At 59.6% G+C, this 25,601-nt stretch carries 21 protein-coding genes; 6 read left to right on the forward strand and 15 right to left on the reverse strand.

Annotation, left to right across the window (positions count from 1 at the left end; all coding sequences use genetic code 11):
• Window positions 1-64: 64 nt before the first annotated feature.
• Window positions 65-301 carry a DUF6812 domain-containing protein gene (locus DSCA_RS19275; protein WP_155317974.1) on the reverse strand — a complete coding sequence of 79 codons (237 nt, stop codon included), beginning with the start codon at window positions 299-301 and terminating at the stop codon, window positions 65-67.
• Between the two features lie 284 nt (window positions 302-585).
• Between DSCA_RS19275 and dksA the strand changes: the two genes are divergently transcribed.
• Genes dksA through DSCA_RS19295 form a run of 4 tightly spaced genes read left to right on the forward strand, consistent with a single transcriptional unit; the run spans window position 586 to window position 3,599 of the window.
• Complete coding sequence (dksA, locus tag DSCA_RS19280; protein ID WP_155317975.1) at window positions 586-948, forward strand: RNA polymerase-binding protein DksA; 363 nt, start codon at window positions 586-588, stop codon at window positions 946-948.
• Window positions 926-1,816, forward strand: coding sequence for a PHP domain-containing protein (locus DSCA_RS19285; RefSeq protein WP_231716219.1), 891 nt, complete (start codon window positions 926-928; stop codon window positions 1,814-1,816). Before dksA ends, DSCA_RS19285 begins: the two co-directional genes overlap by 23 nt.
• A 2-nt stretch (window positions 1,817-1,818) precedes the next feature.
• Window positions 1,819-2,538 carry a ribonuclease III gene (gene rnc / locus DSCA_RS19290; protein WP_155317976.1) on the forward strand — a complete coding sequence of 240 codons (720 nt, stop codon included), beginning with the start codon at window positions 1,819-1,821 and terminating at the stop codon, window positions 2,536-2,538.
• Complete coding sequence (locus DSCA_RS19295; RefSeq protein WP_155317977.1) at window positions 2,535-3,599, forward strand: elongator complex protein 3; 1,065 nt, start codon at window positions 2,535-2,537, stop codon at window positions 3,597-3,599. Before rnc ends, DSCA_RS19295 begins: the two co-directional genes overlap by 4 nt.
• A gap of 88 nt (window positions 3,600-3,687) precedes the next feature.
• Here DSCA_RS19295 and DSCA_RS19300 read toward each other — a convergent pair whose 3' ends face one another.
• From DSCA_RS19300 to DSCA_RS19310, 3 genes are all read right to left on the reverse strand, one after another.
• Window positions 3,688-5,619 carry a TRAP transporter permease gene (locus tag DSCA_RS19300; protein WP_167527869.1) on the reverse strand — a complete coding sequence of 644 codons (1,932 nt, stop codon included), beginning with the start codon at window positions 5,617-5,619 and terminating at the stop codon, window positions 3,688-3,690.
• 222 nt (window positions 5,620-5,841) lie between these two features.
• Window positions 5,842-6,816, reverse strand: a complete 975-nt coding sequence (locus DSCA_RS19305; protein ID WP_155317979.1) for a TAXI family TRAP transporter solute-binding subunit — start codon at window positions 6,814-6,816, stop codon at window positions 5,842-5,844.
• Window positions 6,817-7,032: 216 nt separating this feature from the next.
• Complete coding sequence (locus DSCA_RS19310; RefSeq protein WP_155317980.1) at window positions 7,033-7,311, reverse strand: hypothetical protein; 279 nt, start codon at window positions 7,309-7,311, stop codon at window positions 7,033-7,035.
• An 84-nt stretch (window positions 7,312-7,395) separates the two neighbouring features.
• Between DSCA_RS19310 and DSCA_RS19315 the strand changes: the two genes are divergently transcribed.
• The gene (locus DSCA_RS19315; RefSeq protein WP_197904629.1) at window positions 7,396-8,283 is read left to right on the forward strand and encodes a M20 family metallopeptidase; all 888 of its coding nucleotides are present in this window, start codon (window positions 7,396-7,398) and stop codon (window positions 8,281-8,283) included.
• 50 nt (window positions 8,284-8,333) lie between these two features.
• Here the strand turns inward: DSCA_RS19315 and DSCA_RS19320 are convergent, their stop codons facing one another.
• From DSCA_RS19320 to DSCA_RS19330, 3 genes are read right to left on the reverse strand one after another with little or no spacing between them, the layout of a single operon-like run.
• On the reverse strand, window positions 8,334-9,710 hold the full coding sequence (locus DSCA_RS19320) for a sodium/glutamate symporter family protein (RefSeq protein ID WP_155317982.1): 1,377 nt from the start codon (window positions 9,708-9,710) through the stop codon (window positions 8,334-8,336).
• Between the two features lie 42 nt (window positions 9,711-9,752).
• On the reverse strand, window positions 9,753-11,192 hold the full coding sequence (locus DSCA_RS19325) for a pyridoxal phosphate-dependent decarboxylase family protein (RefSeq protein WP_155317983.1): 1,440 nt from the start codon (window positions 11,190-11,192) through the stop codon (window positions 9,753-9,755).
• Window positions 11,193-11,227: 35 nt separating this feature from the next.
• Window positions 11,228-11,977: a sulfite exporter TauE/SafE family protein gene (locus DSCA_RS19330; protein ID WP_167527870.1), complete on the reverse strand. Its 750-nt coding sequence runs from the start codon at window positions 11,975-11,977 to the stop codon at window positions 11,228-11,230.
• A 140-nt stretch (window positions 11,978-12,117) separates the two neighbouring features.
• Between DSCA_RS19330 and DSCA_RS19335 the strand changes: the two genes are divergently transcribed.
• Window positions 12,118-12,771 carry a TetR/AcrR family transcriptional regulator gene (locus DSCA_RS19335; RefSeq protein ID WP_167527871.1) on the forward strand — a complete coding sequence of 218 codons (654 nt, stop codon included), beginning with the start codon at window positions 12,118-12,120 and terminating at the stop codon, window positions 12,769-12,771.
• Window positions 12,772-12,865: 94 nt separating this feature from the next.
• On the opposite strand, the gene DSCA_RS19340 is transcribed toward DSCA_RS19335, so the two are convergent.
• The 8 genes from DSCA_RS19340 to DSCA_RS19375 form a co-directional block, all read right to left on the reverse strand.
• Window positions 12,866-14,992, reverse strand: a complete 2,127-nt coding sequence (locus DSCA_RS19340) for an acetate--CoA ligase family protein (protein WP_155317986.1) — start codon at window positions 14,990-14,992, stop codon at window positions 12,866-12,868.
• Between the two features lie 32 nt (window positions 14,993-15,024).
• The gene (hydF, locus tag DSCA_RS19345) at window positions 15,025-16,242 is read right to left on the reverse strand and encodes a [FeFe] hydrogenase H-cluster maturation GTPase HydF (protein WP_155317987.1); all 1,218 of its coding nucleotides are present in this window, start codon (window positions 16,240-16,242) and stop codon (window positions 15,025-15,027) included.
• 4 nt (window positions 16,243-16,246) lie between these two features.
• Entirely contained in the window at window positions 16,247-17,710 is a 1,464-nt protein-coding gene (locus tag DSCA_RS19350; RefSeq protein WP_155317988.1) for a lyase family protein, read from the reverse strand.
• A 67-nt stretch (window positions 17,711-17,777) separates the two neighbouring features.
• Window positions 17,778-19,574 carry a [FeFe] hydrogenase, group A gene (locus tag DSCA_RS19355; RefSeq protein WP_155317989.1) on the reverse strand — a complete coding sequence of 599 codons (1,797 nt, stop codon included), beginning with the start codon at window positions 19,572-19,574 and terminating at the stop codon, window positions 17,778-17,780.
• Between the two features lie 14 nt (window positions 19,575-19,588).
• Window positions 19,589-21,571: an FAD-dependent oxidoreductase gene (locus DSCA_RS19360; RefSeq protein WP_155317990.1), complete on the reverse strand. Its 1,983-nt coding sequence runs from the start codon at window positions 21,569-21,571 to the stop codon at window positions 19,589-19,591.
• A 118-nt stretch (window positions 21,572-21,689) separates the two neighbouring features.
• Window positions 21,690-22,802, reverse strand: coding sequence for a [FeFe] hydrogenase H-cluster radical SAM maturase HydE (gene hydE, locus DSCA_RS19365; protein ID WP_197904630.1), 1,113 nt, complete (start codon window positions 22,800-22,802; stop codon window positions 21,690-21,692).
• Between the two features lie 158 nt (window positions 22,803-22,960).
• Window positions 22,961-24,460 (reverse strand): [FeFe] hydrogenase H-cluster radical SAM maturase HydG, encoded by a 1,500-nt coding sequence (gene hydG, locus DSCA_RS19370; protein ID WP_155317991.1) that lies wholly within the window; start codon window positions 24,458-24,460, stop codon window positions 22,961-22,963.
• Entirely contained in the window at window positions 24,442-25,497 is a 1,056-nt protein-coding gene (locus DSCA_RS19375; RefSeq protein WP_155317992.1) for a GTPase, read from the reverse strand. Before DSCA_RS19375 ends, hydG begins: the two co-directional genes overlap by 19 nt.
• Window positions 25,498-25,601: the final 104 nt, after the last annotated feature.

A 25,601-nucleotide genomic window follows, 5' to 3' on the forward strand; every position in this document is an offset into this window, starting at 1 on the left:
ATCGAAAAAACGCAAGGGCCGGCCGGCGTCTCGCGAAACGCCCGTCCCTGGATGTCAGGGCGTATCAATCCTCAGGCTCGATCCAGACGATGTGCCCCTTGTTGATAAACAGGGTTTTGCCTTTGACGTCCTGATAACTGGCATCCACAATCACCAGAAAAGGACCTTTCTGCAGGGTCAGCAGATCGGATACCCGCTGGTTGGGTGAAATATTTACACGGCCCTGAACCGTTGAACCGTCTATGGTTTTAATGGTTACCGTCCGGTAATCCGTTTCGTAGGCAACTTTTGACCCGGCCATGCATTTTTCCCTTCAGTTAACGGTTTCGTGAATATTAATGAATATAAGGGATTTATCGGCAGGACTCAAGAAAAATATGAGACCTGGCCCTCCGTGTTGGAGAAAAAGCGGGTGCCCCCGTCCGGATATGGCTCGGTTTTAGGGGCAACCATCTAAAATTTTAAGCCAATAAATCCTTCGGAGTCAGCGTTGACGACACAATAGCTCTTTACATGCCCATATCATTGTGTTAGCTTGCATATTTCGGTAAAAATAGGACACTTCTCTTTTTGCAGGATTGAGCGATGAACAAAAAAGACTTGAAATTTTTTGAAGAGCTCCTTCACCAGCGGCTGCAGGAATTGCTGAGTCATGCAGGCGAAACCGTTTCCGGGATGACGGAACAGAAAGAAAATTTTCCAGATCCCACGGACCGGGCTACACTGGAATCAGACCGCAACTTCATGTTGCGAATTCGCGACCGGGAGCACAAACTGATCAAGAAAGTGAAAAAAGCACTTGATCGGATCGAAAATGGCACCTTCGGTATCTGCGAAAAGTGTGGTGAAGATATTTCCGTTGAACGACTCAAAGCCCGGCCGGTCACCACCCAGTGCATTGATTGCAAGACCAAAGAGGAGGCTTTTGAAAAAGCCCTTGGCATCTGACCCGCGCACCGGGATAGATCTGCATGTCCACTCAACGGCCTCTGACGGCACCCTGACCCCATCCGAGATATTGGCGATGGCAGTCCGGCTGGGCCTGAAAGCCATCGCTATCACCGACCATGACTCGCTCTCCGGTTCAGCCGCCGCCGTTGCCGGCGGTATTCCATCCACACTCAGGTTTTTGACCGGGATCGAAATCAGCGCGGCCTCCCCCGAGGGGTATAGGGTCAACGGCAGTGTCCATATCCTCGGATACGGAATTGATCCCGACCATGGGGGGCTCAATGCAATGCTGCGGGTCCTGAAACGCTCCCGCGAAAACCGGAATCCACAAATTATCGCTCAGCTCAATGCCCTGGGGTTGGATCTGAGCACCGATGAACTCGCCCGGGTCGTCGGTGGCGCCACAGCCGGACGGCCCCATATCGCCCGGCTGATGGTCGCAAAGGGAATGGCGGCATCCATTAACGATGCCTTTGATCGGTTCCTGGGGAAAAATCGACCGGCCTATGTCGAAAAATACCGCGTCCCCATGGCAGAGGCCATCGGCACCATTAACGACGCCGGCGGTATTGCCGTGCTGGCGCATCCCTACTTGACCGGGTTGACCGATCCGACAACCTTCGAGGCCTTTTTACTGACCCTTCAAACCATGGGATTGAAGGGCATCGAAGCCATCTACCCCGGCCATAACGAAGCCGCCACCGCCGAGTACTGCCGGCTGGCCCGTAAATACGACCTGCTGATCACCGGCGGTACGGACTTTCATGGTGAGGTCACGCCTGGAATCCGCATGGGTTCAGGCGATGGCAGTTTTTTCGTGCCCTACTCGATTTACGAAAAGTTGATGGAGCGTTTAGGGCGATGACCATGGATGACCCGACCCCGCAGCCCCCCTCCCGGGAAGCCCTGGAACAGGCACTCGGATACCGATTCAACAACGCCGAACGGCTTACCGCCGCCCTTCGCCACAGTTCATTTGTCAATGAACAACCCCAGACGGACATCAGCAGCAATGAGCGGCTTGAATTTTTGGGGGATGCGGTGCTGAACCTGGCCATCAGCCACCTTTTGATGGAACGATACCCGGATCTGGCTGAAGGCGAACTGTCGAGGAACCGGGCGCATTTAGTCAATGAAACACAACTGGCCACGGTTGCCAGGCAGATAAACCTTGGCGCCCACCTGCTGCTGGGAAAAGGCGAAGCGCTGACCGATGGCCGGGAAAAAAATTCCATCCTGGCGGATGCCACCGAGGCGGTGATCGCCGCCATTTATCTGGACGGCGGGTTTGATGCCGCATTCACCTTTGTGGGGTGTCAATTCCGGGAACGGCTGCGTGCCGCAACCCAAACGGGATATGAAACCGACTACAAAAGCAGGCTTCAGGAACGCGTCCAGTCGAGGTATCACGAAGTGCCCCGATATCAGGTCGTCGGTGAACGCGGACCGGATCACGAAAAGATTTTCACGGTGCGCATGTCGGTATCCGGAATCGCGGCCGAAGGGGATGGAAAAAGCAAAAAAACGGCCGAACAGGAAGCCGCCCGGGCAGGCCTGGAACTTCTGGACCGATCCGATCGCCCATGACACCCCGCGGCGACACCACCCCGGCCGGCAGGCCCCTGATCATTCCTCTTTTCATCCCCCACATGGGATGCCCCCACCAATGTATTTTTTGCAACCAGCAATCCATCACCGGCAAATCCGTACAAACACCCTCCCGGGATCAGATCCACCGTGAAGTCAACCGTTTTCTGAAATACGGGAAAAAACGCCCCTCCACCACCCAGATTTCCTTTTTCGGCGGCAGTTTTCTGGGACTCGGAAAAACAACCATCCTGAGCCTGCTGGAAGCGGCCATTCCCTTTGTGCAGGAGGCGGATGTGGACAGCATCCGTTTTTCCACCCGGCCGGACACGGTCACGCCGGAAATGCTTGATCTGTTAAACGGGTTTCCGGTCTCCACGGTGGAATTGGGTGTTCAATCAATGAACGACCCGGTTCTCGACGCTGCCGGGCGGGGTCACCGTGCTGCGGACACGGTGGCTGCCACCGCCCTGCTGAAAAAACGGGGCTATCAGGTCGGATTGCAGATGATGGTGGGACTTCCCGAGGACGACGACGACGGCGCCATGGAAACCGCCTGCCGGATTGCCGCCCTGCAGCCGGATTTTGTCCGCATCTATCCCACCCTGGTCCTGAAGGGCAGCCCGCTGGCCAGCCGGTTCCTTTCCGGCCGCTATCATCCCATGGGACTGGCGGCGTGTGTCACGCTGGTAAAACGGCTCTACCTTTTTTTCAAGACCCACCACATTCCAGTGGTGCGCATGGGGCTCCAGGCATCGGACGGGCTGACCCGGGCAGGCGACTTCATCGCCGGCCCCTACCACCCGGCCTTCGGCCATCTGGTGCACGGGGAAATCGTTCTCGATGCCATCTCATCCGCACTGGGCAGGATGGAAAACCCGCCGGACCCCCTGACCATCACCGTCCACCCCACCATGGTCTCACGCGTTCAAGGCCTGAACAAAAATAATCTCCGCCATCTGAAGCACGCATTTGACCTGAAAAAAATAGCACTGCTTCAAAACGCGAACCAAGACCAAAACCATCTCATGGTCGCCGACCGGCAAGTCACGCTCCCTTAGACATATAAACGTGAAAACCCCCGCCCGGCAAGGCAGGGGTTTCCATGAGGATCGGCAGCGGGTGCGAAAACCGTATTGCGTCGATCGGTCAGGCGGCCGGGGCTTTTTTAAACCACCGGCCGATCTGCTTGATCCAGATGCCACTCAACAGATAGGAATAGAGCCAGGTGCCCAATATGATCAGGACAAAGGCCTTGACGATGTCCATGGCGCTGCCGTCCAGGGAGAAGGCCGGCACGTAGCCAAACAGGAACGGCCCCAGATACAGAAACTTGGCAAATTTGAAGGCGGCGAAGGCCGTGCGCCACATGTTGGCCTTGGCGATCGTCGCCCCCGCAAAGGCGGCGATGCACACCGGCGGGGTGATGTTCGAATCCTGTGAGAGCCAGTAGACGATCATGTGGGCGGCAATGGGATTGACGCCCAGGTGGGTCAGGGCCGGTACGGCTACCACGGCGGTGATCAGATAGGCGGCCGTCACCGGCACGCCCATGCCCAGGACCAACGAGGCCATGGCAATAAACAGGATCGTCAGCGGAAGCGAACCGCCGGCCAGTTCGATGACAATGTCGGCAAAGGTCAGTACCAGGCCGGTATACGTCAACACCCCGATGATAATGCCGATGACCCCAATGGTGGCCCCGATCTTCAGGCTGTTTTCGGTTCCCGAACGGGAGGCCTCCATAAAGCGCTTCAACCCGGTATTGATTTTAGGCCGCTGATCTTTCTTGAGAATATACCAGATCGCGCAAATGCCGATGCCGGCCCAAACCATCTTGCCTTCGGAAAAAACCTTGAGAAAACTTCGTCCCGCATCGGCGCCCACGGTCTTGCTCAGAAACAGAGAGGTCAGCTGAACTGCCAGCACCAGGGCCATGACCACAGCCATGGTCTTGTCGATACGGTTCTCCTCATATTTGTAGCTGACGATGATGCAGGTAGCCAGGCCCAGGATGGCCGAATAGCCCGGTGAATAACCGGTCAACATGAAAATGGTGATGATGATCAACGGCAGGGTGAAAAACCACTCCTTTTTGAGGATCTCCATGGCGCTGTGTTCGCTGCGTTCACCCACGATGTTGTACATCTTGGCTTCGTAGTGCACCATCATGAACACGCTGAAAAAGTACATGAAGGCCGGAAAGAGCCCCACCAGCATGATGCGCGAGTAGGGCACGCCGGTCAGTTCCGCCATGATGAACCCGCCGGCACCCATGATGGGAGGCATGAACATGCCGCCGATGGAGGCCGCCGGTTCGATGCCGCCGGCGATATGGGGCCGGAAACCCGCTTTTTTCATCATCGGAATGGTAAAGGCCCCGGTCGAAACCGTGTTGGCGATGGCGCTGCCGGAAATGGAGCCGAACAGGCCGGATGCAATGACGGACACCTTGGCCGGTCCGCCAATCTTGTGGCCCACGGCCGCCAGGGGCCAGTCGATGAAAAAACGCTGGGCACCGCTCTTCTCCAGAAACGCACCGAACAGGACGAACAGGATCACGTAGGTGGCCAGCACGTTGGCCATGATGCCGAAAACACCGTCGCTCATGTAGTAGATGGTGGTACACAGATTGGGGAAGGTGTCGCCCGGATGGGCAAACAGATCCGGGGCATAGGGGCCGTAGACACCGTATAAAAGCATCACGGTGCCGATGATCACGAAAGCGTTTCCCACCACCCGCCGGGCCAGTTCGATGCCGATGAGGACACCGACCACGGCAACGGTCTTGTCAATCGCGTTTTCCGCCCCTGTCCGGTAGTTGATCGCCTCGAAATTGAGTATCCAGTAGCCGATGCAGACGATGGACAGCAGGATCAGGATGTAGTCCACCACCCGCATGACGGTTGATTTGGATTTATAGAGCAGAAACACCAGCACATAGGTGATGATGACATAAATTCCCCGGTGGTACTGCGTGGATGCCGGCTGGACCACGGCAGCATAGGAGTAGAACAATACCAATAATACCGAGAGCACATCGAAAAGGATCTGTTCGAATCGTTTTAATTGGTCGTACACGGCGGCCCCTGCCTTCTGTATGAGTAAGTAATTACCAAGATTGCTATCAGTCACCCGATATATCATTCCCGCGAAGGCGGGAATCCAGTACCAATCAGCTTTGGATTTCCGCCTTCGCGGGAATGACAAACAGCGCCTCGGCTGTTTATAATGCCTCCACTGGAATTTGGGATGGAAAAAGGGCCGGCAGCCCATGCTGCCGGCCCATGACTGCAATCGTTCCTATTTCAACACACCTTTTTCCTTCCAGAACTTCTCGGCACCCGGATGCAGCGGGGTGATAATACCGGTGATCCCGCCCTCGACGCTCATGGCCTTGGCAGTGGATTTCACATTGACCATGTGGGCCAGACCTTCGGGGGTATAAATTTTGGACAGCAGGGCGTAAACGACGTCCGCCGGAACCTTGGCATTGGCCACCCACAAAGCGGAATCCTGAAAAGAGGGGACGTCGTAGTCGACGCCCTTATAGGTCCCCGCCGGAATTTTCAACCGCGAAAAATAGGGGTATTTATCGAAGAAACCGGATTCTTCGGCATCTGCCGCCAGGTTAATCATTTCGATGTCGTTCTGCTGGGCGGCCATAACCACGGCACCGGACGGATAACCCACAAACAGCCAGAAGGCATCCAGCTGGTTGTTACCGAAAGCGGCGGCCGCATCGTTGTATCCCATGGCGTTGCGTTCAATCTTGTCCCAGACGCCCATGTGACTGAAGAACAGTTCGCAGTTGGCAAAGGCGCCGGAACCGGCATTGCCCACGCCGACTTTTTTCCCAGCCAGATCCTTGACGCTTTTGATGCCGCTGCCTTTTTTAACGACCAGCTGTGCCGGGGCACCGTAGAAATAGCCTACGCCCAGCACATCTTCATATTTCCTGGTATCGTTTTTCATCAGCCCGTTGCGTCCCTGATAGACATGGCCGGAATAGACCACGCCGAAGGCATAGGCCCCGGAGTTGACTTTGCGCAGGTTTTCCACGCTGCCTCCGGAAGCACCGGCGAGCACCCTGAACTCCTTGATGGCTTTTACAGGCGGATAGGTGGAAATGCCACCGGCCATGAACTGAAACGTACCACCGGCAGGCCCGCCGCCGAATTTGTAAATGGCTTTGGCGTTGGCATCGGCCGAAAAGGTCATCGTCATCATCAGAACCGCGCAGACACCGATTGCGATCGTAAAAAATTTGTTCCTCATTCGTTCCTCCTGCATCTTGATGGGGGTTATCCGCGGCGACCGGGGTGCATCGCCGCAGAGCGCCAGAAAACTTCCTGCACGATCTGCAAGCTAACAGCGCATGGAAAAGCGGTCAATTGGGGTATTTCTGATTGTTGTGTAATACTTTTTCTTACAAATGCCCGTGGCCTGATGTCGACGGCCAACATGCAGGGGGGCGGGAAGGGGCGGTCCGTTTCAGCGGCTCGGGCCGGAGATTTGCACTAAACCCGATCCTCCCGCCATCCAGTGGTTTACATTCCATCCGGTTGGCATTAAATTGGGGCCCATCGAAATCAACGTGAAACGAATCAACCAAGGAGAGTCACCATCGATACCACAGCTGAACCAACATCCCCGGTCCTGAGAGAGATCGTCGACCTGACCAAAGACCTGATCCGCTTTAAATCCACCCACGCCAACCCGGAAGCGATTCACCAGTGTGCCCGGTTCATCGAAACATGGTTCAGGAATCATGACATTCCCTGCACGTTCATGACGTTCAATGGCGTGCCATCGATCCGTGCGCTGCCGGCAGGCAGGCGGACAGCGCTATTGCTGATGTCCCATATCGACGTGGTTAACGCGGCTGATCCGCTTTTCGATCCCGTTGAAAAGAATGGCCGGCTCTATGGCCGCGGCGCCATAGACGATAAATATGCCGCGGCCCTGTCCATGGTGCTGCTGAAAAACCGCATGGAATCAAATCGCCGCAGGGGTGCGGCCGACCCGTCCACGCCCCTGGGCGTGCTGATCACCGGCGATGAAGAGGTCGGCGGAATCAACGGCGCCCGCAGCGCCCTGGCGGAAACGGCCTGTGATTTCTGTATCGCCCTGGACGGCGGCAACGTGGAAAAAATCGTGGTCAAGGAAAAGGGCATCCTGCAGCTCAAACTGGTTGCCAGCGGCAAAACCGCCCACGGGGCGCGGCCGTGGATGGGGGAAAATGCCATCGAGCGGCTGATCGACGATTGCCTTATCGTCAAGCGGCTCTTCGACGATCAGACACAACCGGAGCACTGGCATCGCACCATGAACCTGTCGGTGATCCACGCCGGCGACTCGGTTAATCAGGTCCCGGACCGGGCGGAAGCCACCTTCGACATCCGTTACACGGAAAATGACGATCCGGATGACCTGATCGGCGCTATTCGGTCAGCCGTTTCCAGCGAGGTGATCATCAAAGAGCGCGAACCCCTGTTCATCAGCCCCGCATCACCCTACCTGGACCGCCTGCGGGCACTGGCACCGAAAACCGGCACCGGCATCGCCCACGGGGCCAGCGACGCCCGCTTCCTGTCCCAGTTCGACATCCCGGGCATCGTGTGGGGCGCCGACGGCAACAGCAGCCAGCATTCAACGGATGAGCATGTCGAGATCCAGAGCATCGAACGGCTCTATGGCATTCTGGATCGATTTTTGACCGATATCGAGAACCATCCAATCTAGGAAATTCCATTGGATGTCCAGCGATCGGTCGGCGCACCCGGCGGCTGCCCTCATTTCGGGGGAGGTCCGGCGGGTGCGCCGTCCAGCAGCCCCAGCAGTTTCATTGCCATCAATGCCGCCGCCCCGACCCCGGCAAAAACCAGTATGCCCACCCACAGGGGCCAGTGCCACCACAAGGGGCCGTTCACCAGCACGGTACAGCCACCGACCACCGGCAGTGCGAAGACATTCATGACCGCGATTTCGTATGCGACAGGCGTTTTGAAATCCGGATCGACGATGCGCAGCAGCAGCAGGCCGCAGGACACGGTGCCGGTGACGACCCCGAAAATGGCTGCCGTCCGTTCCAGGCTGTAGGCCGACAGACGCCGGCCAAAATAGACCACCAGCATGGTGGTGAAAAACCCGTTGACCAACGCCATCAAGCTGATGGGCAGCCAGTAGTCCCAGACGATCTTCAGCTGAATGGCCGCCACCGTGGCCACGATCAGGAAATCAACCGAAAACCCGGTGATCCGGCGCTGTAAGCCCGCGTCCGCCAGGTGGATAATGTTCAGCCGTTTCAGGATCCATTTGACCATCAGGGCCATGCCCAGGCCGAAAAAGAAAAAGAACCCCCACAGCATTCCGGCGACATCGGCCGGAAGCAGACGTCCGAGGGCGGCGATGGCCAGGGCGGTCAGGCCATACACCCCGCCCACCAGGGCTGCCTGAAACGCCAGGGTTTCCGCATTTCCCGAATGAAGGGTCAGGCGGCCTGCCGATTCTGTGGTCGTTTTTCCATCGAGGATACCGGTAAGAAATTCCCCGGGAAGCCGCCGGGGAGCGAATGTGGCCCGCCCCGTGCGGATGCCCCGGTTCACCAGGGGAACCCCGATAAAAAAAGCGCAGAAATAACCGACCGCGGCAAAGGTCAGCCCGATGGTGGCGGCATCGGCAAACCCAACGCCTTCCCATACTTTACCGATGGACAGGGCCTGGCCGGGGCCTTCGTTGAACCCCAGGGGCACCAGGAAACCGAAGGTGGGAAAAAGCCCGACACCGAACCACCCCAGAAGAATCACCAGCATGCCGCCCAGGCACGCCTGCATGGGAAAGGTGAGTCCCTGTATCAGGGCCATCCAGGCCGGCCCCTTGAGCATCCCGGTCCGGGCCGCATGTTCACCGCCGTTGTCGTCGTGCGTCAGTCCCACGGAAATAAACGAGATGTTGAAAAAATGATAGGCGACGGCCTCGATGGTCGCGGTCTCCAGGCTCAGCAGCCCCGTGTGCATGAGCACCAGCCCCATCAGGCCGCCGATGAGACAGCCGGGCACCAGAAAATGCTGGAAAAACCCCACCCGGGCCCGCAACCCGACGCCGGCCAGCAAAAGGGCTGACAAAAAGGCGAAGACCAGCATGCCGTCAAAGGGGAAAGGCGTGTTCATCGGGATTTCCTTATTGATACGAACGTCTGACGCTTGCAGCCATCAGGGTTGAGAAAACATGTCATTGACAAATGCGGTGAGCACCTTTTCGCGGACCGGGGCCGGCAGCGCATCCAGAACCCCGTTGATGTCGGCCATGCGGCCGGGCAGGGAGCCGTCCGCAACGCCGGCCGCCGCCATCATGTCCATGATCTGCGTATCGGAAATGGTGGACAGGTCCACCCCTTGCAGGCCACCCTTGATCAGAGCGGTCAACTCCCCCTCCGGCAGAGTTCGGGCGACCCGGACGCACTCGGCCAGGTTGTCCAGCAGGTCGTGTTCCCAGCCCACGTTGGAGGCACTGACCGACAGGTGGATGTGGGCCGGCGAATTGTCGAATGAGAGCGACGGCTGGATATACCATCCGCGGCGGTTCATCTCATCGATGATGTGAAAAACGTTGACCTCGTCGGACGTAAAGGAAATCAGGCACATGTCCGGGCGGGTGAGCAGCCGCAGGCCGTCGATCCGTTCAATGCCGTCGGCGATGGTTCTGACAGCCGCCAGCTTCTTGCGGGCCATCTCCAGGTAGCCGTCGTCACCCACATAGTTGAGCACCGCCCAGGCCGCCGCCATGGGGCCGCCGGACCGGCTGCTCTGCACGGCGTTGTTGACGATGGTATACCCGATCCAGCGGGAGCAGGCGTATATCTGATGCCGGCGATACGCTTTGTTGCGGTAGAGAACCAAGGACGCCCCCTTGGGGGTGTAGGCATATTTATGAAGATCGAGGCTGATGGAGGTCACACCGGGCACCGTGAAGTCGAAATCCGGCACCGGTTCTCCCAGGCGGCGGAAATAAGGCAGCAGAAAGCCGCCCATGCAGGCATCGGTATGCATCCACAGCTCATGTTCCTGCGCCAGTGCGGCCATTTCGGCAATCGGATCCACGACCCCGTGGGCATAGGACGGCGCCGAGCCCACGATCATGATGGTATTGCCGGTAATGGCGGATCTCACCCGCTCCACGTCGGCGCGGAAGGTTTCCGGATCCACGGAGACCGTCACCGCTCTTACCCCCAGGTAATGGGCCGCTTTGTGAAAGGCCGCATGGGCCGTGGCCGGCAGGACCATTTCCGGCACCGTGATCTCCGGACGCCGCTCCCGGTAGCAGTCCCTTGCGGCCTTCACCGCCAGGAGGATGCTTTCGGTGCCGCCGGAGGTAAAGTTGCCCACCACCCGGCGGTCTCCCCGAAGATGGGTGGCCCCGAAGGCGGCCAGTTCCCGCTCCAGTCGCAGCAGGCTCTTGAATACGGTGAAATCCAGGCCGTTTTCCGACAAAAATGCGGTGTAGGCCGCTTTGCCTACCTCCAGGACCTCCTTTCCCGGGTCGAAAATATAGCCGTAGGTACGCCCCTCCTGCCACTTGATGTCATGGTTTCGAAATTCGGCCAATCGGTCGAAGATGGCTTCCCGGGTCATTCCCCGTCTGGCAATTTTCATTGGATCGCTCCTGTTTGGCATTGGGTGGTCAAGGGTCATGCCGCCACTTCATATACCGCCCGCACCAGCATCAGCCCGGACAGCCACATCAGAAAAAGCAGGGCCCGTTTTCGAAACCTTGTCTCGGAGGTCCGCAAAAAGGACCGTTTGCCCAGAAACAGGCCCGCCGTCATGGGAAGGGCCAGGATCAGGGCCCGCCCGGCATGGCCGGGGGTCAGGAGGCCGGACGCGATACAGGCGCCGGCGGCCAGGATGTCCGTCACCATGAAAAAAAAGATCAACGAGGCCCGGGACACCGCGGCCCCTGACGGCGTCGAGAAAAAAAAGAGAATCGCCGGCGGACCGCCGATGGCTGCCGCGCCGTTGAGCACACCGGCGGCCACCCCGGCGACGATCGTCTCCGGCCGGTTCAGTTGCCGGACCACCGCGAACCCCCGACGCAAGAGCAGCGCCAGCATGAAAATAATCGCGGCCACTGCCATTTTCATGGCCGGCGGAGACATGCCGGCGAGCAGCCAGACCCCCAGGGGCGTTCCCAGGCAGACCCCGAGCAGCATCCATGAGAGAACCGGCCAGGCGACCGACGGCCAGGCACCGGGCAGGAGGAACAGGCTGGCGGCCACCTCCAGCAGCAACACCACCGGCACCACCTGCGCCGGCGTGTAAAAAAAAGACAGGGCCGCCACCGTGATCATGGAAAATCCGAATCCGCCGTAGCCGCGCACGTATCCGGCCGCTGCCACCGTGGCCATTGAAAAAAGCAGAAACGCTGACGATTCGTTCATCTTGTGCCTTGACGGCAAACAGGAAAAATTGATATTCATTGGAATGTTTTTTTATTCACTATGGTGAAATAACATTCACCAGCCATCATTGTCAAATCAAAAGTCCCCGCATCATGGGGCTTTCAGCCAAAGGAAATGGGATGGTTTCCACCGACCGCAAGGCCTGGGAGCAGGAGCAGCGCAAACAACGACTCGTGGAAATCGCCGAAGCCGTCTTTTTCGAAAACGGTTTTGAGGGAACCACGCTGCCGGCCATCGCCGATGCCGCCGGCTACAATAAGCGTACCCTCTACCTTTACTTCAGGGACAAGCGGGATATTTTTCTGGCAGTGGTGCTGCGGGGGCTGGAAGGCCTGCGCGAGGCCTTAAAACGCGCCCTTGAGGCGGAAGTGCCGGCCGGCAGCGGTCTGCGTGAACTGGCGGCTGCCTTTTTCGACTTTTCCATCGACCATCCGGAATACCTGGACCTGATCATGATATACGAAAGCCGCTATTTTATTTACCATGACCGCGATGCGTCCACGGATCCGGACAGCCATTTAGAACGGTGCCAGCAGGTATCCGATGATATGGCCCGTCTGGTGACGGCCGCCATTGAGACCGGGATGACCGCCGGCAGGCTGAAAAGCGATCTGACCCCGCGCCAGCTCATGCTGATTCTCTGGGGCCAGATTTTCGGGGTAATGAAAATTTTCAGAATGCGACGGCGGCATTTCGAGGCCGCCTTCGGCATCGGTCGCAGGGCCCTGTTCGAGCACTTCGTGGACATGGTTGAGCGTTCCCTGACCGCTTGACCGGACGCTGCAAAACCGGTCATCGAAACCGGCACGGCCTTAGCGCTTGAAAAATGTCGCCGCATGGCCTTGCTCTCAGGGGCGCGGGTCCGGCTCAGGCGCTCGTGGACCGGAGCATGATCCGGCAGTCGGCCACCACGGCGCCCTTGCCCTCGGGATAGACGATCAGCGGGTTGATGTCCAGTTCGCTGATTTCCGGATGGTTCGCCACCAGGGTCGACACCCGCAGGATGCAGTCCTTGATGGCCTCCAGATCCGACGGCGGGTTGCCGCGGATCCCCTGGAGCACGTTGAAGGTCTTGATGGAACGGATCATGTTCTCGGCACTGGCAATGCGCATGGGCGCCAGGCGAAAGGTCACGTCCTTGATGGCTTCCACCAGGGTGCCGCCGAGCCCGAACATGACGATGGGGCCGAATTTGGCGTCCCGGGCGCACCCGAGGATCACCTCCACCCCCTTGCCGGCCATCTCCTGCATGAGCACCCCGTCGATGCGGGCATCCGGGTTGAACCGCCTCCCGTTCTCCACGATCTGTGCGAAGGCCTCCCTGGCCTGAACCGCGTCGGCGATGTTCAGCCGGACGCCCCCCGCGTCCACCTTGTGGACGATGTCCCGGGAAACGATCTTCATGGCCACGGGGAAGCGGATGCCTTCAGCGGCTGCGTCGATGGCGTCCGGTCCGGTCACCAGGCGGCTGGCCAGCAGCGGCAGGCCATAACTGTCCAGCAGGTCGGCGGCCTCCCTTTCCGGCAGGTAGCATTTCAGGTTGCCGTCGAGTTTGGCGCGAATCAGATCGTTGGCATGATCGCGGTTGCAGGTCAGTTCCGGCAGGACGCGGTTCCCGATCGCCAACCGTTCGCCAAAGCGGGCCATGGCCGCCATGGCCCGTGAGGCCGCCTCGGGAAACACATAATTGGGAATCCCGTTGCTTTCCAGGTGGGCGACCCCTTCGGAAACATCCACGATGCCCATGAACGAGCAGAGGATCGGTTTGTTCATATCCTTTGCCACGCTGGGCACGATCCGGGCCGTTTCCAGGATGTCGGTCATGGCCTGGGGGGTCAGCAAAACGATGGCCCCGTCCACGTTGTCATCCTGCAAGGCGGTTTTCAGGGCGACCTCGTAGCGCTCATGGGTGGCGTCGCCGATCACGTCCACCGGGTTGCGGATGTTGGCCGTGGGCGGCAGGGACTCCTTGAGCCGGGCTTCGGTCTCCGGGGAGAACGTGGCCAGCTGCAGACCGTGGCGCACCGCCGCGTCCGTGGCCATGATGCCCGGCCCTCCCGCGTTGGTCACGATGGCGATGCGTCGTCCCCTGGGCAGGAGCTGGCGGGAAAAGGCCATGGCATAGTGGAACAGCTCGTTGACCCCCTCTACCCGCTGGATACCGCTTTGCAGAAAAATTGCATCGTAGGCCGAATCCGTTCCCACCAGGGATCCGGTATGGGACGCCGCCGCCCGGGCACCTTCCGAAGAGGTGCCCGATTTGACCGCCAGGATCGGCTTGCCCTTGTTCCACGAGATGTCACTGGCCACCCGGATAAACTCCTGACCGGCGGACAGATCTTCCAGGTACATGCAGATCACCTTGGTGGCCGGATCCTCTCCCAGGTAGCGCAACAGGTCGATTTCGTTGACATCCGCCTTGTTGCCGAAGCTGATGAACTTGGAAAACCCGATCTTGCGCCCCTCGGCGTAATCCAGAACCGACGTGCACAGGGCCCCCGACTGGGAAATGAAGGCGATGTTGCCCGGCCGGGGCATTTTGCGGGCAAAACTGGCATTCATGCGCACTTCGGCGGCCGTGTTGATCACCCCCAGACAGTTGGGGCCCACCAGGCGGATGCGGTGGTGGCCGGCCAGTTCCTGGATCTTTTTTTCCAGAATGGCCCCTTTTCCGCCGACTTCCTTGAAACCGGCCGTGATCACCACGGCGCTGGAAATCCCCTTCTGGGCGGCATCCCTTAACACCGCGGGCACCATCTCCGGTTTGATGATGATGACCACCAGATCGACCGGATCGGGTATGTCGCCAAGGCGTTTGTAAGCCTTGATGCCGAAAACGGATTTGAGGGTCGGGTGCACCGGGTAGAGCACCCCCTGGAATTCCCCCTGAATGAGGTTGCGGACCACCGCCTGGCCCACGCTTTGCGGCCGGTTGGTGGCACCCACGATGGCGATGGATGTCGGGTTGAAAATGGTGTCGATTTGACTGCTCATGAGAAATGCTCCTCTCTGAAAAAATGGTTGTCCTATAGATATGTTTCCGCTGCTGCCTCCCGCTTCACAAAGGGTGCAACGGCCCTGTTGTATACGCCTTGCACGTAGGCAATGGCCATGCCGTAGTTGGTAACCGGAATGCCTGCTTCATGCGCCGGCCGAAGGCGGTTGATCAGCTGTCGGCGGGTAACCATACAGCCGCCGCATTGAATGACCAGGGCATAATCGGTGATCTTGCCCGGGATGTCATCCAGTCCGGCGACCACTTCGAAATGGAGATGCCTGCCCGTAAATTGAGAAATCCAGCGGGGTATTTTCACCCTGCCGATATCGTCGCAGGACGTGTGGTGAGAACAGGACTCAAGGAGAAGAATCCTGTCGCCGTCTTTGAGGTCCGATATCTTGGGCGTGCCTTCCAGATACGCGTCAAAATCCCCTTTAAATCGAGCCAGCATCACACTGAAGCCCGTTAGCGGAACATCTTTGGGAATCATGGCATCGGCTTTCAGAAAAATGCTGCTGTCCGTGATGACCAGATGCGGCCGGAGACCGGTCCTTTTCAGGAAAACGTCGGCTTCCCGTTCCTTCAGGACAATAGCGACGGCATCGTTGTCGAGGATATCGCGAATGGCCTGCACCTGTGGCAGAATCAATCTTCCTTCCGGGGCTTCAAGGTCAATGGGAACGATCATCATCACCATATCGCCGTAGGAAAGCAGGTCGCCGACAAGCGACTGCCGTCGAAACGCCGAATCGGGAATGATACCTTTCAGCGCCGTCAGGACCGGCCAGGGGTCTTGATCGGATACGCTCGAAAAATCCAATACCGGTGCCTTGTCGGGAATCGGGGCCGCGTTGTTGTGCCATGACGCCAGATCACTTTTGTTGTGGATGAGCAGAAAGGGGATCGCTTCCGATTGAAAGGCCGCCATCAACGCTTGGTCCGTTTCAGATATGGCGTTTTCCGAGATGAGTAAAATGGCCGCATCGATGGTTGGCAGCACGCGTCTGGTGCTGTTGACGCGAAGGGCACCGAGCGCCGATGTATCGTCAAGACCGGCCGTGTCCACCAGAACAACTGGACCGATGCCGGTTAATTCAATGCTTTTTTTCACAGGGTCGGTGGTGGTCCCCGCCAGATCGCTGACAATCGAAATATCCTGTCCGGTGATGGCATTGATAAACGAACTCTTGCCGACATTGGTGCGGCCGAAAATGCCGATATGCGGTCTGCTTTCTCTGCCTCCCATCGGCTTACCTGTTCCCGTCCATCAGGTCGTGCAGGGAAAACCCTTCTTTTAGAAGATTGCCGGGTGACAGCAGGGTTTCCAGCGTTTCTTTCTCAATCAACGACAAGGCGTCGTTCGCCGCATAGACCGAGCAGGCCGATTCCTTCATTTCTGCGGCCAGCAGCGCTGCCTGATGATACCCGGTAAAAGGAAGCAGCGCCGTGACGATGGAAGGACTGTGGAAGAGTTTTTCCTCGGCGGCGTTCACATTCACCTTCAACCCGGCAAACAGGTTTGCCGTCAGGGTCTGGTTGGCCGCGATCAGCAATTCGATACTGTTTAAAAATGCATGCCCGATAATCGGCAGATACGCGTTCAGATCCAAAACGCCTTGTGCCGACAAGCTGTCGATGATCAGCCCGTTGGCATATACCTTATGGGCCGAACTGATTACGAACTCGGGAATGACAGGATTGACCTTGCCCGGCATAATGCTGCTTCCCACCTGTTTCCGGGGAAGATGGATGTCGTTTTTACCCACCAAATCGGAATCCAGCAACCGCAGGTCATTCACCATTTTTTCAAGCGAGACGGCATGGGCTTTCAAAAAACCGTGCACTTCCACAAACGGGTCGAGGTTGCAGGTGGCATCGTGCATGTTTTCGCTTCGGGTGATGGGCAGCCGCGTTAACTTCCGCAATTCCTGAACCGCTTCCATGACAAAAAATCGCGGCGACGCAAGTCCGCTGCCAATGGCGCTGCCGCCCAGATTCACGACCTTCAGGCGTTCCTGACCCCGAGACATACGCCACCAGTCACGCGACAAGGCCTCGTTGTAAGTGCTGAACAAACGTCCCAGTGATGACGGTACCGCCTGTTGCATCTGGGTATAGGCAATTCGCAGGCTGTTACGGTGGGCCGCTTCAACTTTTTCGATCTCGTGCCGCAACCGATTGATTTGCCCCTCTAATACCAGCAGCCGCTGCAGACAAGCCACATGCAGTGCCGTAGGGATGACATCGTTGGTGCTTTGGTATCGGTTGGCATCTTCTAGGGGGTCGATGTCGGCGTAGGCGCCTGGCGCCTTTCCCAGCTTTTGCAACGCCAGGTTGGCGATGATTTCATTCACATTCATATTGATGCTGGTTCCTGCGCCACCTTGTACCGCAGGAACGATAAAGGATTCAAAATGCTTTCCGGCCATCACCTCCCTGGCGGCTTTTTGAAGGGCTGTGACTTTCTCCGGCCCCATCATTTGGATAGGGAGCGTTTTCCCGAACGTTTTTTCGGAAGACCGCCTGAATTTTTCAATCGTATTGAAACAGGCCAGCTTGACCATTCCAACCGCTTTATACCAGGCATGGGAGAAGCGTTCGGAATCGGGAAAATTCTCCCTGGCCCGCCATGCATGGATGCCGTATAGGGCATCGGCAGGAATGGGCAGGGTCCCGAGAGGGTCGGTTTCTGTGCGAAAATGGGGGTCGTTCATCGTCATGCACTCGTGCGAGAAAACAGGTTCAGACGATGGCGTTGCGGTTTGCGGCCTGCAAACGCCATCAGCGTGCTTCGATCTCCTGCCAGATCTCCTTCATGGTATGTTTGATGGTTCGTTTGCGCTCCCGATAGGTGGTATGCAGCAGGTCATGGGCCTTATGCGAATTGGGCTGGCCTAAAAAATCATCGTAGATCTTTTCGATGAGCGGGTTGTTGTGGGACTGGCGCACCGGCCGCTGGCGGTCGATGGCATACAGGGCGTTTTGCCGCTCCCGCCAGCTGGCCTGGTAGGCTTTCTTGCTGCGCGGCTGCCCCCCGCCGCCCATGCACCCGCCGGGGCAGGCCATGACTTCGATAAACTGGTAGGCCGATTCTCCCCGGCGAGCCGTTTCCGCCATCTGCCGGGCCGCCTTGAGGCTGTGGGCCACGGCCACTTTCACCACTGGCAATCCGTTTTTCAGATCCACCTCGGCTTCACGGATCTCTTCCCGGCCGCGCAACGGCTGGAATTCAACCGTTTCAAGCTCCCGGCCGGTGAGCACCTTGCAGACCGTTCGCAGGGCCGCCTCCATGACACCGCCCGTAGTGCCGAAAATGGCGGCGGCACCGGAGTAGTCCCCCATCCACGGGTTGTCGTATGCCGACGGCGCCAGGCCGGCGAGGTCAATGCCCTCCCGCTCCAGCAGGCGGGCGAACTCCCGGGTCGTCAGGACCACATCCACGTCAGGGATGCCGTCGCGAACGAACTCCGGCCGTCTGGCCTCCTCCTTTTTGGCCGTACAGGGCATGATCGACACCACCCGCATCTTTTTGCAGTCGAGCCCCATCCCCTCGGCCAGGTAGGTTTTGGCCATGGCGCCGAAGCATTGCTGGGGCGAACGGGTGGTGGAAATATGGGGCAGAATTTCCGGGTAGTTTTTTTCCGCAAAGGAGACCCAGCCGGGACAGCAGGAGGTGAACATGGGCAGCCGTCCCCCCGTTTCGATGCGCCGCAGCAGTTCGGTGCCCTCTTCCATGATCACCAGGTCGGCCGTAAAATTGGTGTCCAGGACCACATCGGCCCCCAGCTGTTTCAGGGCCGTGACGATCTGGCCCTCGACGTTGGCCCCGGCGGGCATGCGAAAGGCCTCTCCCAGGGCCACCCGGACGGCCGGTGCAAACTGGAACACCGTGATGATATGCGGATCGTAAAGATAGTCGATCACCGTTTCGGTGTCATCCCGTTCAGCCAGCGCCCCCACCGGACAGACCAGGATGCACTGGCCGCAGGCCACGCAGTCCGAACTGCCCAGGGGCAGGCCGTCGCGAACACTGATTTCGGTGGCCAGGCCCTTTTGGGTGATCACCAGTGCGTCGGTGCCCTGAATCTCCCGGCAGACCTTGACGCAGCGAAGGCAGCGGATGCACTTGCTCATATCCCGCACGATGGCCGCCGAGGAGTCGTCGCGGGTGCGCTTTTCGTAAAAATGGGGATAGTGGTAGCGCGACTGCTGCAGGCCCACGAACTGGGCCACATCCTGAAGCTCGCAGTTGCCGTGGCGGATACACACGGCGCAGTCCTGGTTGTGGTCGGCCAGCAGCAGCTCCACCTGGAGTCGCTGCTGCTCACGCAGGGCCGGCGTGCGGGTCAGCACGGCCATGCCGTCTTCCATGGGCGTGTTGCATGAGGTCACCACCTGCCGGCCGCGGCCGTTCTGTCGCTGGATCTCCACCAGGCAGACCCGGCAGGTGCCCGGCGCATGGTCCAGATCCGCCATCTCACAGAGGGTCGGAATAAAATGGCCGTTTCGCTTGGCCACCTGAAGGATGGTCTCATTCTCGCTGAATTCCACCGGTTTGCCGTTTATGGTACCATTCATCATCATTCTCCTCATCATTGCTCAGTGATCACCGAGTAGACCCGATAGCACCGCATGCAGCGCTCCGCCTCGTGGTAGGCCTCTTCCACCGAGATGGGTTTTTCCACCTCCTCGAACATGCGCTTGCGTACCTGGGGATCCAGTTCACGCACCTTGACCCGGTATTCGTGGCGAATGGGAATGGAAACCCCCTGGGAGGTCATGGGCTGGACGGCCCGGACCAGGTCGCTCATGCGCGCATCGGGGAAAAAGCGCACCCGCCCCAGGGTCAGGTAGTCGTCCATGCAGCGGGCCGCCTGGTGTCCCTGGGCCATGGCCTGGACCAGCGTGGCCGGTCCGGTGACGCAGTCGCCGCCCGCAAAAACCCCCTTGCGGCTGCTCATCAGGCTGTTGGGGTCGACCGCGATCAGCCCCTTATCGGTAAACCGGATCCCTTCGTCCGGATTCACAAAGCTGTGGTCCACCTGCTGGCCGATGGCCGGCACGATGGTGTCCACATCCAGGTCGAATTCCGACCCGTCCACGGGGCGGACGCTCCGCCGGCCGCCGGCATCCACCTCCCCGAGTTCCATGCGGGTCACCTCGATCCCCGAGACCCGTCCGTCGGCAATCAGGACCCGGACCGGATGGGTCAGGTAGTGGAAAATGACCCCTTCTTTTTCGGCGGCCTCCACCTCCTCGGCGTCGGCGGGCATCTGGTCGCGCGAACGCCGGTAGAGCAGGTGCACTTCCTTGACGCCCATGCGCAGGGCCGAGCGGGCGCAGTCCATGGCCACGTTGCCGCCGCCCACCACGGCCATCTTCTCTCCAAGGTCCATGGGAATACCCCGGTCCACATAATCATGATTGATGTGCAGCAGCATGTTCACGCCGAACAGGTAGCCCTCGAGGGTCGTGTCTTCGCCGGCAATGCCCAGCATTTTACCCTTGTGGGCGCCGACCCCTAAAAAGATGGCCTGGTAGCCGTCGCCGAGCAGGCTTTTGATGGTAATGTTCTGCCCCAGGCGCCGGTCGTATAAAATGCGACCGCCCAGGGTTTCGATTATACTGATCTCCTTGCTCAGCACCGCTTTGGGCAGGCGGTAGTCGGGGATCCCCGTGGCCGCCATGCCGCCGGGCACCGTCTTGGCCTCGTAGACGTCCACCGGGTACCCCCTGAGCAGCAGATGATAAGCGGCCGAGATGCTCGCCGGACCGGTGCCGATGACGGCCACCTTGAGGTCGTCGGACTTTTTTTCCACCACCGGGTAGCTGCTGAACCATGCGTTGGTGATGTATTTTTCCCGATCGGCCACGAACCGCTTGAGCACTTTGATGCCCACGGCCTCGTCCACCTGGGTCCGCCGGCAGGCCATTTCGCAGAACCGCACGCAGACCCGCCCGCAGGTGGCGGCCATGGGATACTTCTGCAGGATGACGCCTAAAGAATGGGTGAACTTGCCGTCCTTGATGTAATCGATGTACCGGGGCACATCGACCCTGGACGGGCAGGCCTCGATGCAGGGCGCCGTCACATAGGTGGCACAGGGCTGGACGCGGTCACCGGGCCCGTTTTCGATTTCGGCCACCAGTTCTTCACCCAGGTACCGGATCATGGCCAGCAGGGCCACGGGTGCCGTCTGGCCCAGGCCGCACAGGGAGGTGCTGCGGATGTGCTCGGCAATGGCGGCGATCTCATCCAGGATGGCCGCATCCCGGTTTCCGTTGGACAGGTCCCCGAGCTTGGAGGCGATGATCTGCGTTCCCACCCGGCAGGGGGTGCATTTGCCGCAGGACTCCCGGGCCACCCGTTCCATGTATTGGCGGGCGGCATCCAAAAGATGGACGCCCTTTTCAAAAATGAAGAACCCGTGGCCGCCCATGAAGGCCTTGATGGGATTGCCGGGATTGAATTCATCGAATTCCCGGAAGGCGGGATCTTCTTCGATTTCGAAAATCTTGCGATTCCTGTTGTCGATGACCTTGCCGTCCCAAACGCCGAAAATCACTTTTGCCATGGTACGATCCTCACTTTTTTCGTTTCAATGGATAGTGGGTCCGTCACCCCGTGTCGCCGCCGGCGCCGGGCAGCGTCATCGGATCAGGGCCAACGGCCACCCCGGGAGGGCGGCCCCGTCAGGCGGACCGCAGCAGTGCCTGCCGGTGAAACACATGGGGTGAATCCCCCCACTGGTGCCGCCCCACCGTCCGCCCCATGCCCCGGATCCGGGACTCCAGCGCTTTCTGAAACCCGGGGTCGGTTTCATCGCCGCACGGCTTGTCGTCGTAGAGGGTGTAGTTTTTCCGGCAGCTGGCGGGGGTGACCTGGGGCATGATCACGTTGGCGCCGCTTGCCAGCCCTTTTTCCCGTCCTAAAGGTGCCAGGGTCTGCAGGGCCGTGGTGGCGGCAATATTGACATCCTTGAGCACCAGGCGGACCACGGCGATGGCCAGCAGGGCGCGACGCAGGCGTACCGCCGGGGCGTCCACGCCAACCGCCGCCAGGGGAGCGGCGTGGTGGGGGATGTAGGGCCCCATGCCGATCATATCGATGTCCATATCCCTGAAAAAGGCCACATCGGCCGCCAGGTCGGCCGTGGTCTGCCAGGGTGCACCGATCATGACGCCGGATCCCACCTGGTAACCGAGGGACCGCAGGTGGTCCAGGCAGCGCAGGCGGCTGTCGAAGGTCTGGCGGGCGGGATGCCACCGACGGAACAGGCGCGGCGATGACGTTTCGATACGCAGCAGGTAACGATGGGCGCCGGCATCGAAAAAACGGCCGTAGGTCTCCCGGGACTGTTCGCCGACGCACAGGGTAATGCCCAATCCGTCGGGCAGGATAGCCGACCGGGTCTCCCGTTTGATGGACCGGACCACATCGGTCACGAAATCAACGAAACAGGCGTCCCGCCGCTCCCCCGACTGGAGAATCACGGACCCGAAGCCCCGGTCGGCGCACCACCGTGCCTGGCGCAGGATCTCGCCTTTGGCAAGCTGGTATCGCGCCGCGTCCCCGTTGCTCCGGCGGATGCCGCAATACCTGCAGTCGCAGTCGCAGATGTTGGAAAACTCGATGATGCCCCGAAAATAGACGGTGCGGCCACAATGCAGCAGGGTCATCCAGCGGGCTTCACGGGAGAGGGCATCGATCTCGTCCCCGTCGGTCAGCTCCAGCATTGACTGGATCTGGCCGGCCGACAGGGCCGACGGCGGGTTGATGTCCGGCATCTGAATGGGTGTGGACATATCCATCTCCCTTATGGTCGATATAAATGGCAGTCGTTCAGAAATGAGAATTTCCGGTCGAGATCAAGGTATGCGAAAAATCGGTCCGGAGTCATATGGGTGATATTCCGGGGAGCCAATTTTGAGCATGACGCGGATATCGGGCAAAATAACCATTTCTAAAAATAAAGATCCCGCTCACCGGCCACGGTCCGCCGGTAGTAATTCATGAACGTTTCAACCCTCTCGGGCTGCTCTCTGCCGATGGCTTCGATCTCCTGTTCGATGACGGCTTGGGCGGCGGCGGCCGTCTCGGGAGAGGCAAAGTCATCGAGCCATTCCCGAAAGGTCAGAACCGCGTTGAGTTTGCAGAACCGCCCCTCCCTGCCGGTGCGCAGCAGGTCCATGATCCGCTTGCCCGTGCGGCCGCACCGGTAGCCGGCCGTGCAGAAGGAGGTGATGGTGCCATTCTGCGCCAGTTCCCGGATCACGGCATCCAGGCTGCGGGTATCGCCCAGCACAAACTGCTGCCGGTTGTCCTGGACATGGTCGGCCGTCCCGTCGGCGTAGGCGCCCACACCGATGCGGCTGGACGCGTCGATCTGGGTGATCCCCAGGGGCATTAGCGCCCGCCGCGTGTCGGCCGATTCCCGGGCGGTCAGGATCATGCCGGTGTAAGGCACGGCCAGGCGCAGGACGGTGACGGCCTTTCTGAAATCGGCGTCCGCCACACGCAGGCGGGCATCCTGGAGAAAAGGCGTGTTTTCAGCCGGCTCGAGCCGGGGAAAGGAGATGGTATGGGGGCCGATGCCCACGGCCCGCTCCAGTTCATGGGCGTGGGCCAGAAGGCCCAGCACCTCGAAGCGCCAGTCGGCCAGGCCGAACAGGGCGCCGATGCCGAAGTCGTCCACCCCCGCCTCAAACGCCCGGTGCATGCAGTACAGCCGCCACTGGTAATTGCCCTTGATCGTATCCGCCGGATGGATGCGCGCATAGGTGGCGTGGTGGTAGGTCTCCTGAAAAACCTGAAAGGTGCCGATTCCCACCGTTTTCAGCCGCTCCAGGTCCTGGATGCACAGGGGGGCCGCATTGACGTTGACCCGCCGGATCTGGCCGGCTCCCCGTCGCACGGGTACCGAAACGTCGTAGATGGCGGCGATGGAGTCCACCATGTAATCGATGTCCGACACCGGGTGTTCGCCGTAGACCACGATCAGCCGTTTGTGCCCGATCCGGCCGCACAGCACCTCCGTCTCCCGCCGGACCTCTTCCATGGACAGGGTCACCCGCCGGATACTGCGGTTCTCCCGGCGGAACCCGCAGTAGCGGCAGTTGTTGACACACCCGTTGCTCAGGTACAGCGGCGCAAAGGTGACGATGCGGTTGTCGTAGACGTGGCGCTTGATCTGACCGGCGGCCGCTTCCATCTCCGCCAGCAGATCGGGGTCGGTGACGTTGATCAGGGCCGCGGCCTCGTCGATGGCCAGCGTCTCGATGGCCAGGGATTTGGCGATGATGTCCCGGATGCGTGCCGGGTCCGGGGCCCGGTTGGCGCCAATGGCCGAAGTCAGCGCCCCGTCGTCGATGAAATCCCGGCCGCCGTGCATGTATCGGTCGATTTCGTCCCACCTGATTTTTCGTTGTTTCCATGAATCGATTTTCACGGGTGAACTGAGCATGGGAAACCTCCCTGTCGGCTGGATGCCGTTTGAATGGACGCGGTCGCGTTCATGCTATTGGGTTTCGTGGGGTTCTCATAAGCCGTCCAGGCCTCCGGAAACGGTTCCAGTACCCGCCGGAGAACCCGGTGCAGGGCGGCGATGCACACCCCGTAGTTGGTGATGGGCACGCCTGCCGCCGATGCCCGCTGGATTCGGGCCAGCATTTCCCGCCGGGTCAGCATGCAGGCGCCGCAATGCACGATCAGCCGGTAGTCCTCAAGGTTGTCCGGATAATCCCGGCCGCTGGTGGTGTCGATCCGCAAGTCGCAGCCGGTGGCCTCCCGCAGCCAGCGGGGAATCTTGACCCGCCCGATATCGTCTTCCACGGGGTGGTGGGTGCACGCTTCGGCCACCAGCACCCGATCCCCGTCGCCAAGTGCTTCGATGGCCGCCGCGCCCCTGGCCGCCGCACAAAGATCGCCCTTCAGCCGGGCGAAAAGAATCGAAAAGGTCGTGCAGGGAATTCCGGCGGGGGTCTCATTCACCATCTGTTCGACCACCTGGGAGTCACAGACCACCAGATCCGGCGTCCGGCCAAGCCGTTCCAGCACCTGTCGATACCGCCTTTCGTTGACCACAACGGCGGCCGACTCGTAATCCAGGGCATCGCGGATCGTCTGTACCTGGGGCAGGATCAGGCAGGCACAATCGTATTGCCGGGCTGCGGCCAGAACCGTTTTTTCGTATTCGGTCCAGCAGTCCGGTTCGACAAGCAGAACATAAATATCGGCCCGTTCGAAAACCCGCCGGGTGCGTTTCAGGCGCTGGGCCGAAAGGCGGGTCGCGTCGTCGATGCCGCCGGTGTCGAGAAACATGACCGGACCGATGGGCAGCATTTCCATGGCTTTTTCCACCACGTCGGTGGTGGTGCCGGGAACGGCTGAGGTCACGGCCACATCCTGTCCGGTCACCATGTTGAGAAAACTGGACTTGCCCACATTGGTCCGTCCGAACAGGCCGATCTGCAGTCGTAAGGATTTGGGTGCGCGGTTCACGGGGTCCTCCGGGTTGCCGGCCACCCCGTCCCATTGTCTGACCGGCAGGTAGGCGGCGAATTGAGAATCAATGCAGGGCGGACACGATGTCGGTACAGAGCAAG

It is taken from the genome of Desulfosarcina alkanivorans (assembly GCF_009688945.1).
GTDB classification, from domain to species: domain Bacteria; phylum Desulfobacterota; class Desulfobacteria; order Desulfobacterales; family Desulfosarcinaceae; genus Desulfosarcina; species Desulfosarcina alkanivorans.

What these genes read in the sequence shown, in the direction of transcription:
- hydG (WP_155317991.1), bottom strand. Translation starts at nt 24,460, where the DNA reads ATGCTCAGTTCACCCGTGAAAATCGATTCATGGAAACAACGAAAAATC.
- DSCA_RS19330 (WP_167527870.1), bottom strand. Translation starts at nt 11,977, where the DNA reads ATGAACGAATCGTCAGCGTTTCTGCTTTTTTCAATGGCCACGGTGGCA.
- DSCA_RS19320 (WP_155317982.1), bottom strand. Translation starts at nt 9,710, where the DNA reads ATGAACACGCCTTTCCCCTTTGACGGCATGCTGGTCTTCGCCTTTTTG.
- DSCA_RS19335 (WP_167527871.1), top strand. Translation starts at nt 12,118, where the DNA reads ATGGTTTCCACCGACCGCAAGGCCTGGGAGCAGGAGCAGCGCAAACAA.
- hydF (WP_155317987.1), bottom strand. Translation starts at nt 16,242, where the DNA reads ATGGGAGGCAGAGAAAGCAGACCGCATATCGGCATTTTCGGCCGCACC.
- DSCA_RS19315 (WP_197904629.1), top strand. Translation starts at nt 7,396, where the DNA reads ATGTCCCATATCGACGTGGTTAACGCGGCTGATCCGCTTTTCGATCCC.
- rnc (WP_155317976.1), top strand. Translation starts at nt 1,819, where the DNA reads ATGGATGACCCGACCCCGCAGCCCCCCTCCCGGGAAGCCCTGGAACAG.
- DSCA_RS19310 (WP_155317980.1), bottom strand. Translation starts at nt 7,311, where the DNA reads ATGATTCCTGAACCATGTTTCGATGAACCGGGCACACTGGTGAATCGC.
- DSCA_RS19325 (WP_155317983.1), bottom strand. Translation starts at nt 11,192, where the DNA reads ATGAAAATTGCCAGACGGGGAATGACCCGGGAAGCCATCTTCGACCGA.
- DSCA_RS19340 (WP_155317986.1), bottom strand. Translation starts at nt 14,992, where the DNA reads ATGAGCAGTCAAATCGACACCATTTTCAACCCGACATCCATCGCCATC.
- DSCA_RS19355 (WP_155317989.1), bottom strand. Translation starts at nt 19,574, where the DNA reads ATGAATGGTACCATAAACGGCAAACCGGTGGAATTCAGCGAGAATGAG.
- dksA (WP_155317975.1), top strand. Translation starts at nt 586, where the DNA reads ATGAACAAAAAAGACTTGAAATTTTTTGAAGAGCTCCTTCACCAGCGG.
- DSCA_RS19305 (WP_155317979.1), bottom strand. Translation starts at nt 6,816, where the DNA reads ATGAGGAACAAATTTTTTACGATCGCAATCGGTGTCTGCGCGGTTCTG.
- DSCA_RS19360 (WP_155317990.1), bottom strand. Translation starts at nt 21,571, where the DNA reads ATGGCAAAAGTGATTTTCGGCGTTTGGGACGGCAAGGTCATCGACAAC.
- DSCA_RS19350 (WP_155317988.1), bottom strand. Translation starts at nt 17,710, where the DNA reads ATGAACGACCCCCATTTTCGCACAGAAACCGACCCTCTCGGGACCCTG.
- hydE (WP_197904630.1), bottom strand. Translation starts at nt 22,802, where the DNA reads ATGTCCACACCCATTCAGATGCCGGACATCAACCCGCCGTCGGCCCTG.
- DSCA_RS19275 (WP_155317974.1), bottom strand. Translation starts at nt 301, where the DNA reads ATGGCCGGGTCAAAAGTTGCCTACGAAACGGATTACCGGACGGTAACC.
- DSCA_RS19295 (WP_155317977.1), top strand. Translation starts at nt 2,535, where the DNA reads ATGACACCCCGCGGCGACACCACCCCGGCCGGCAGGCCCCTGATCATT.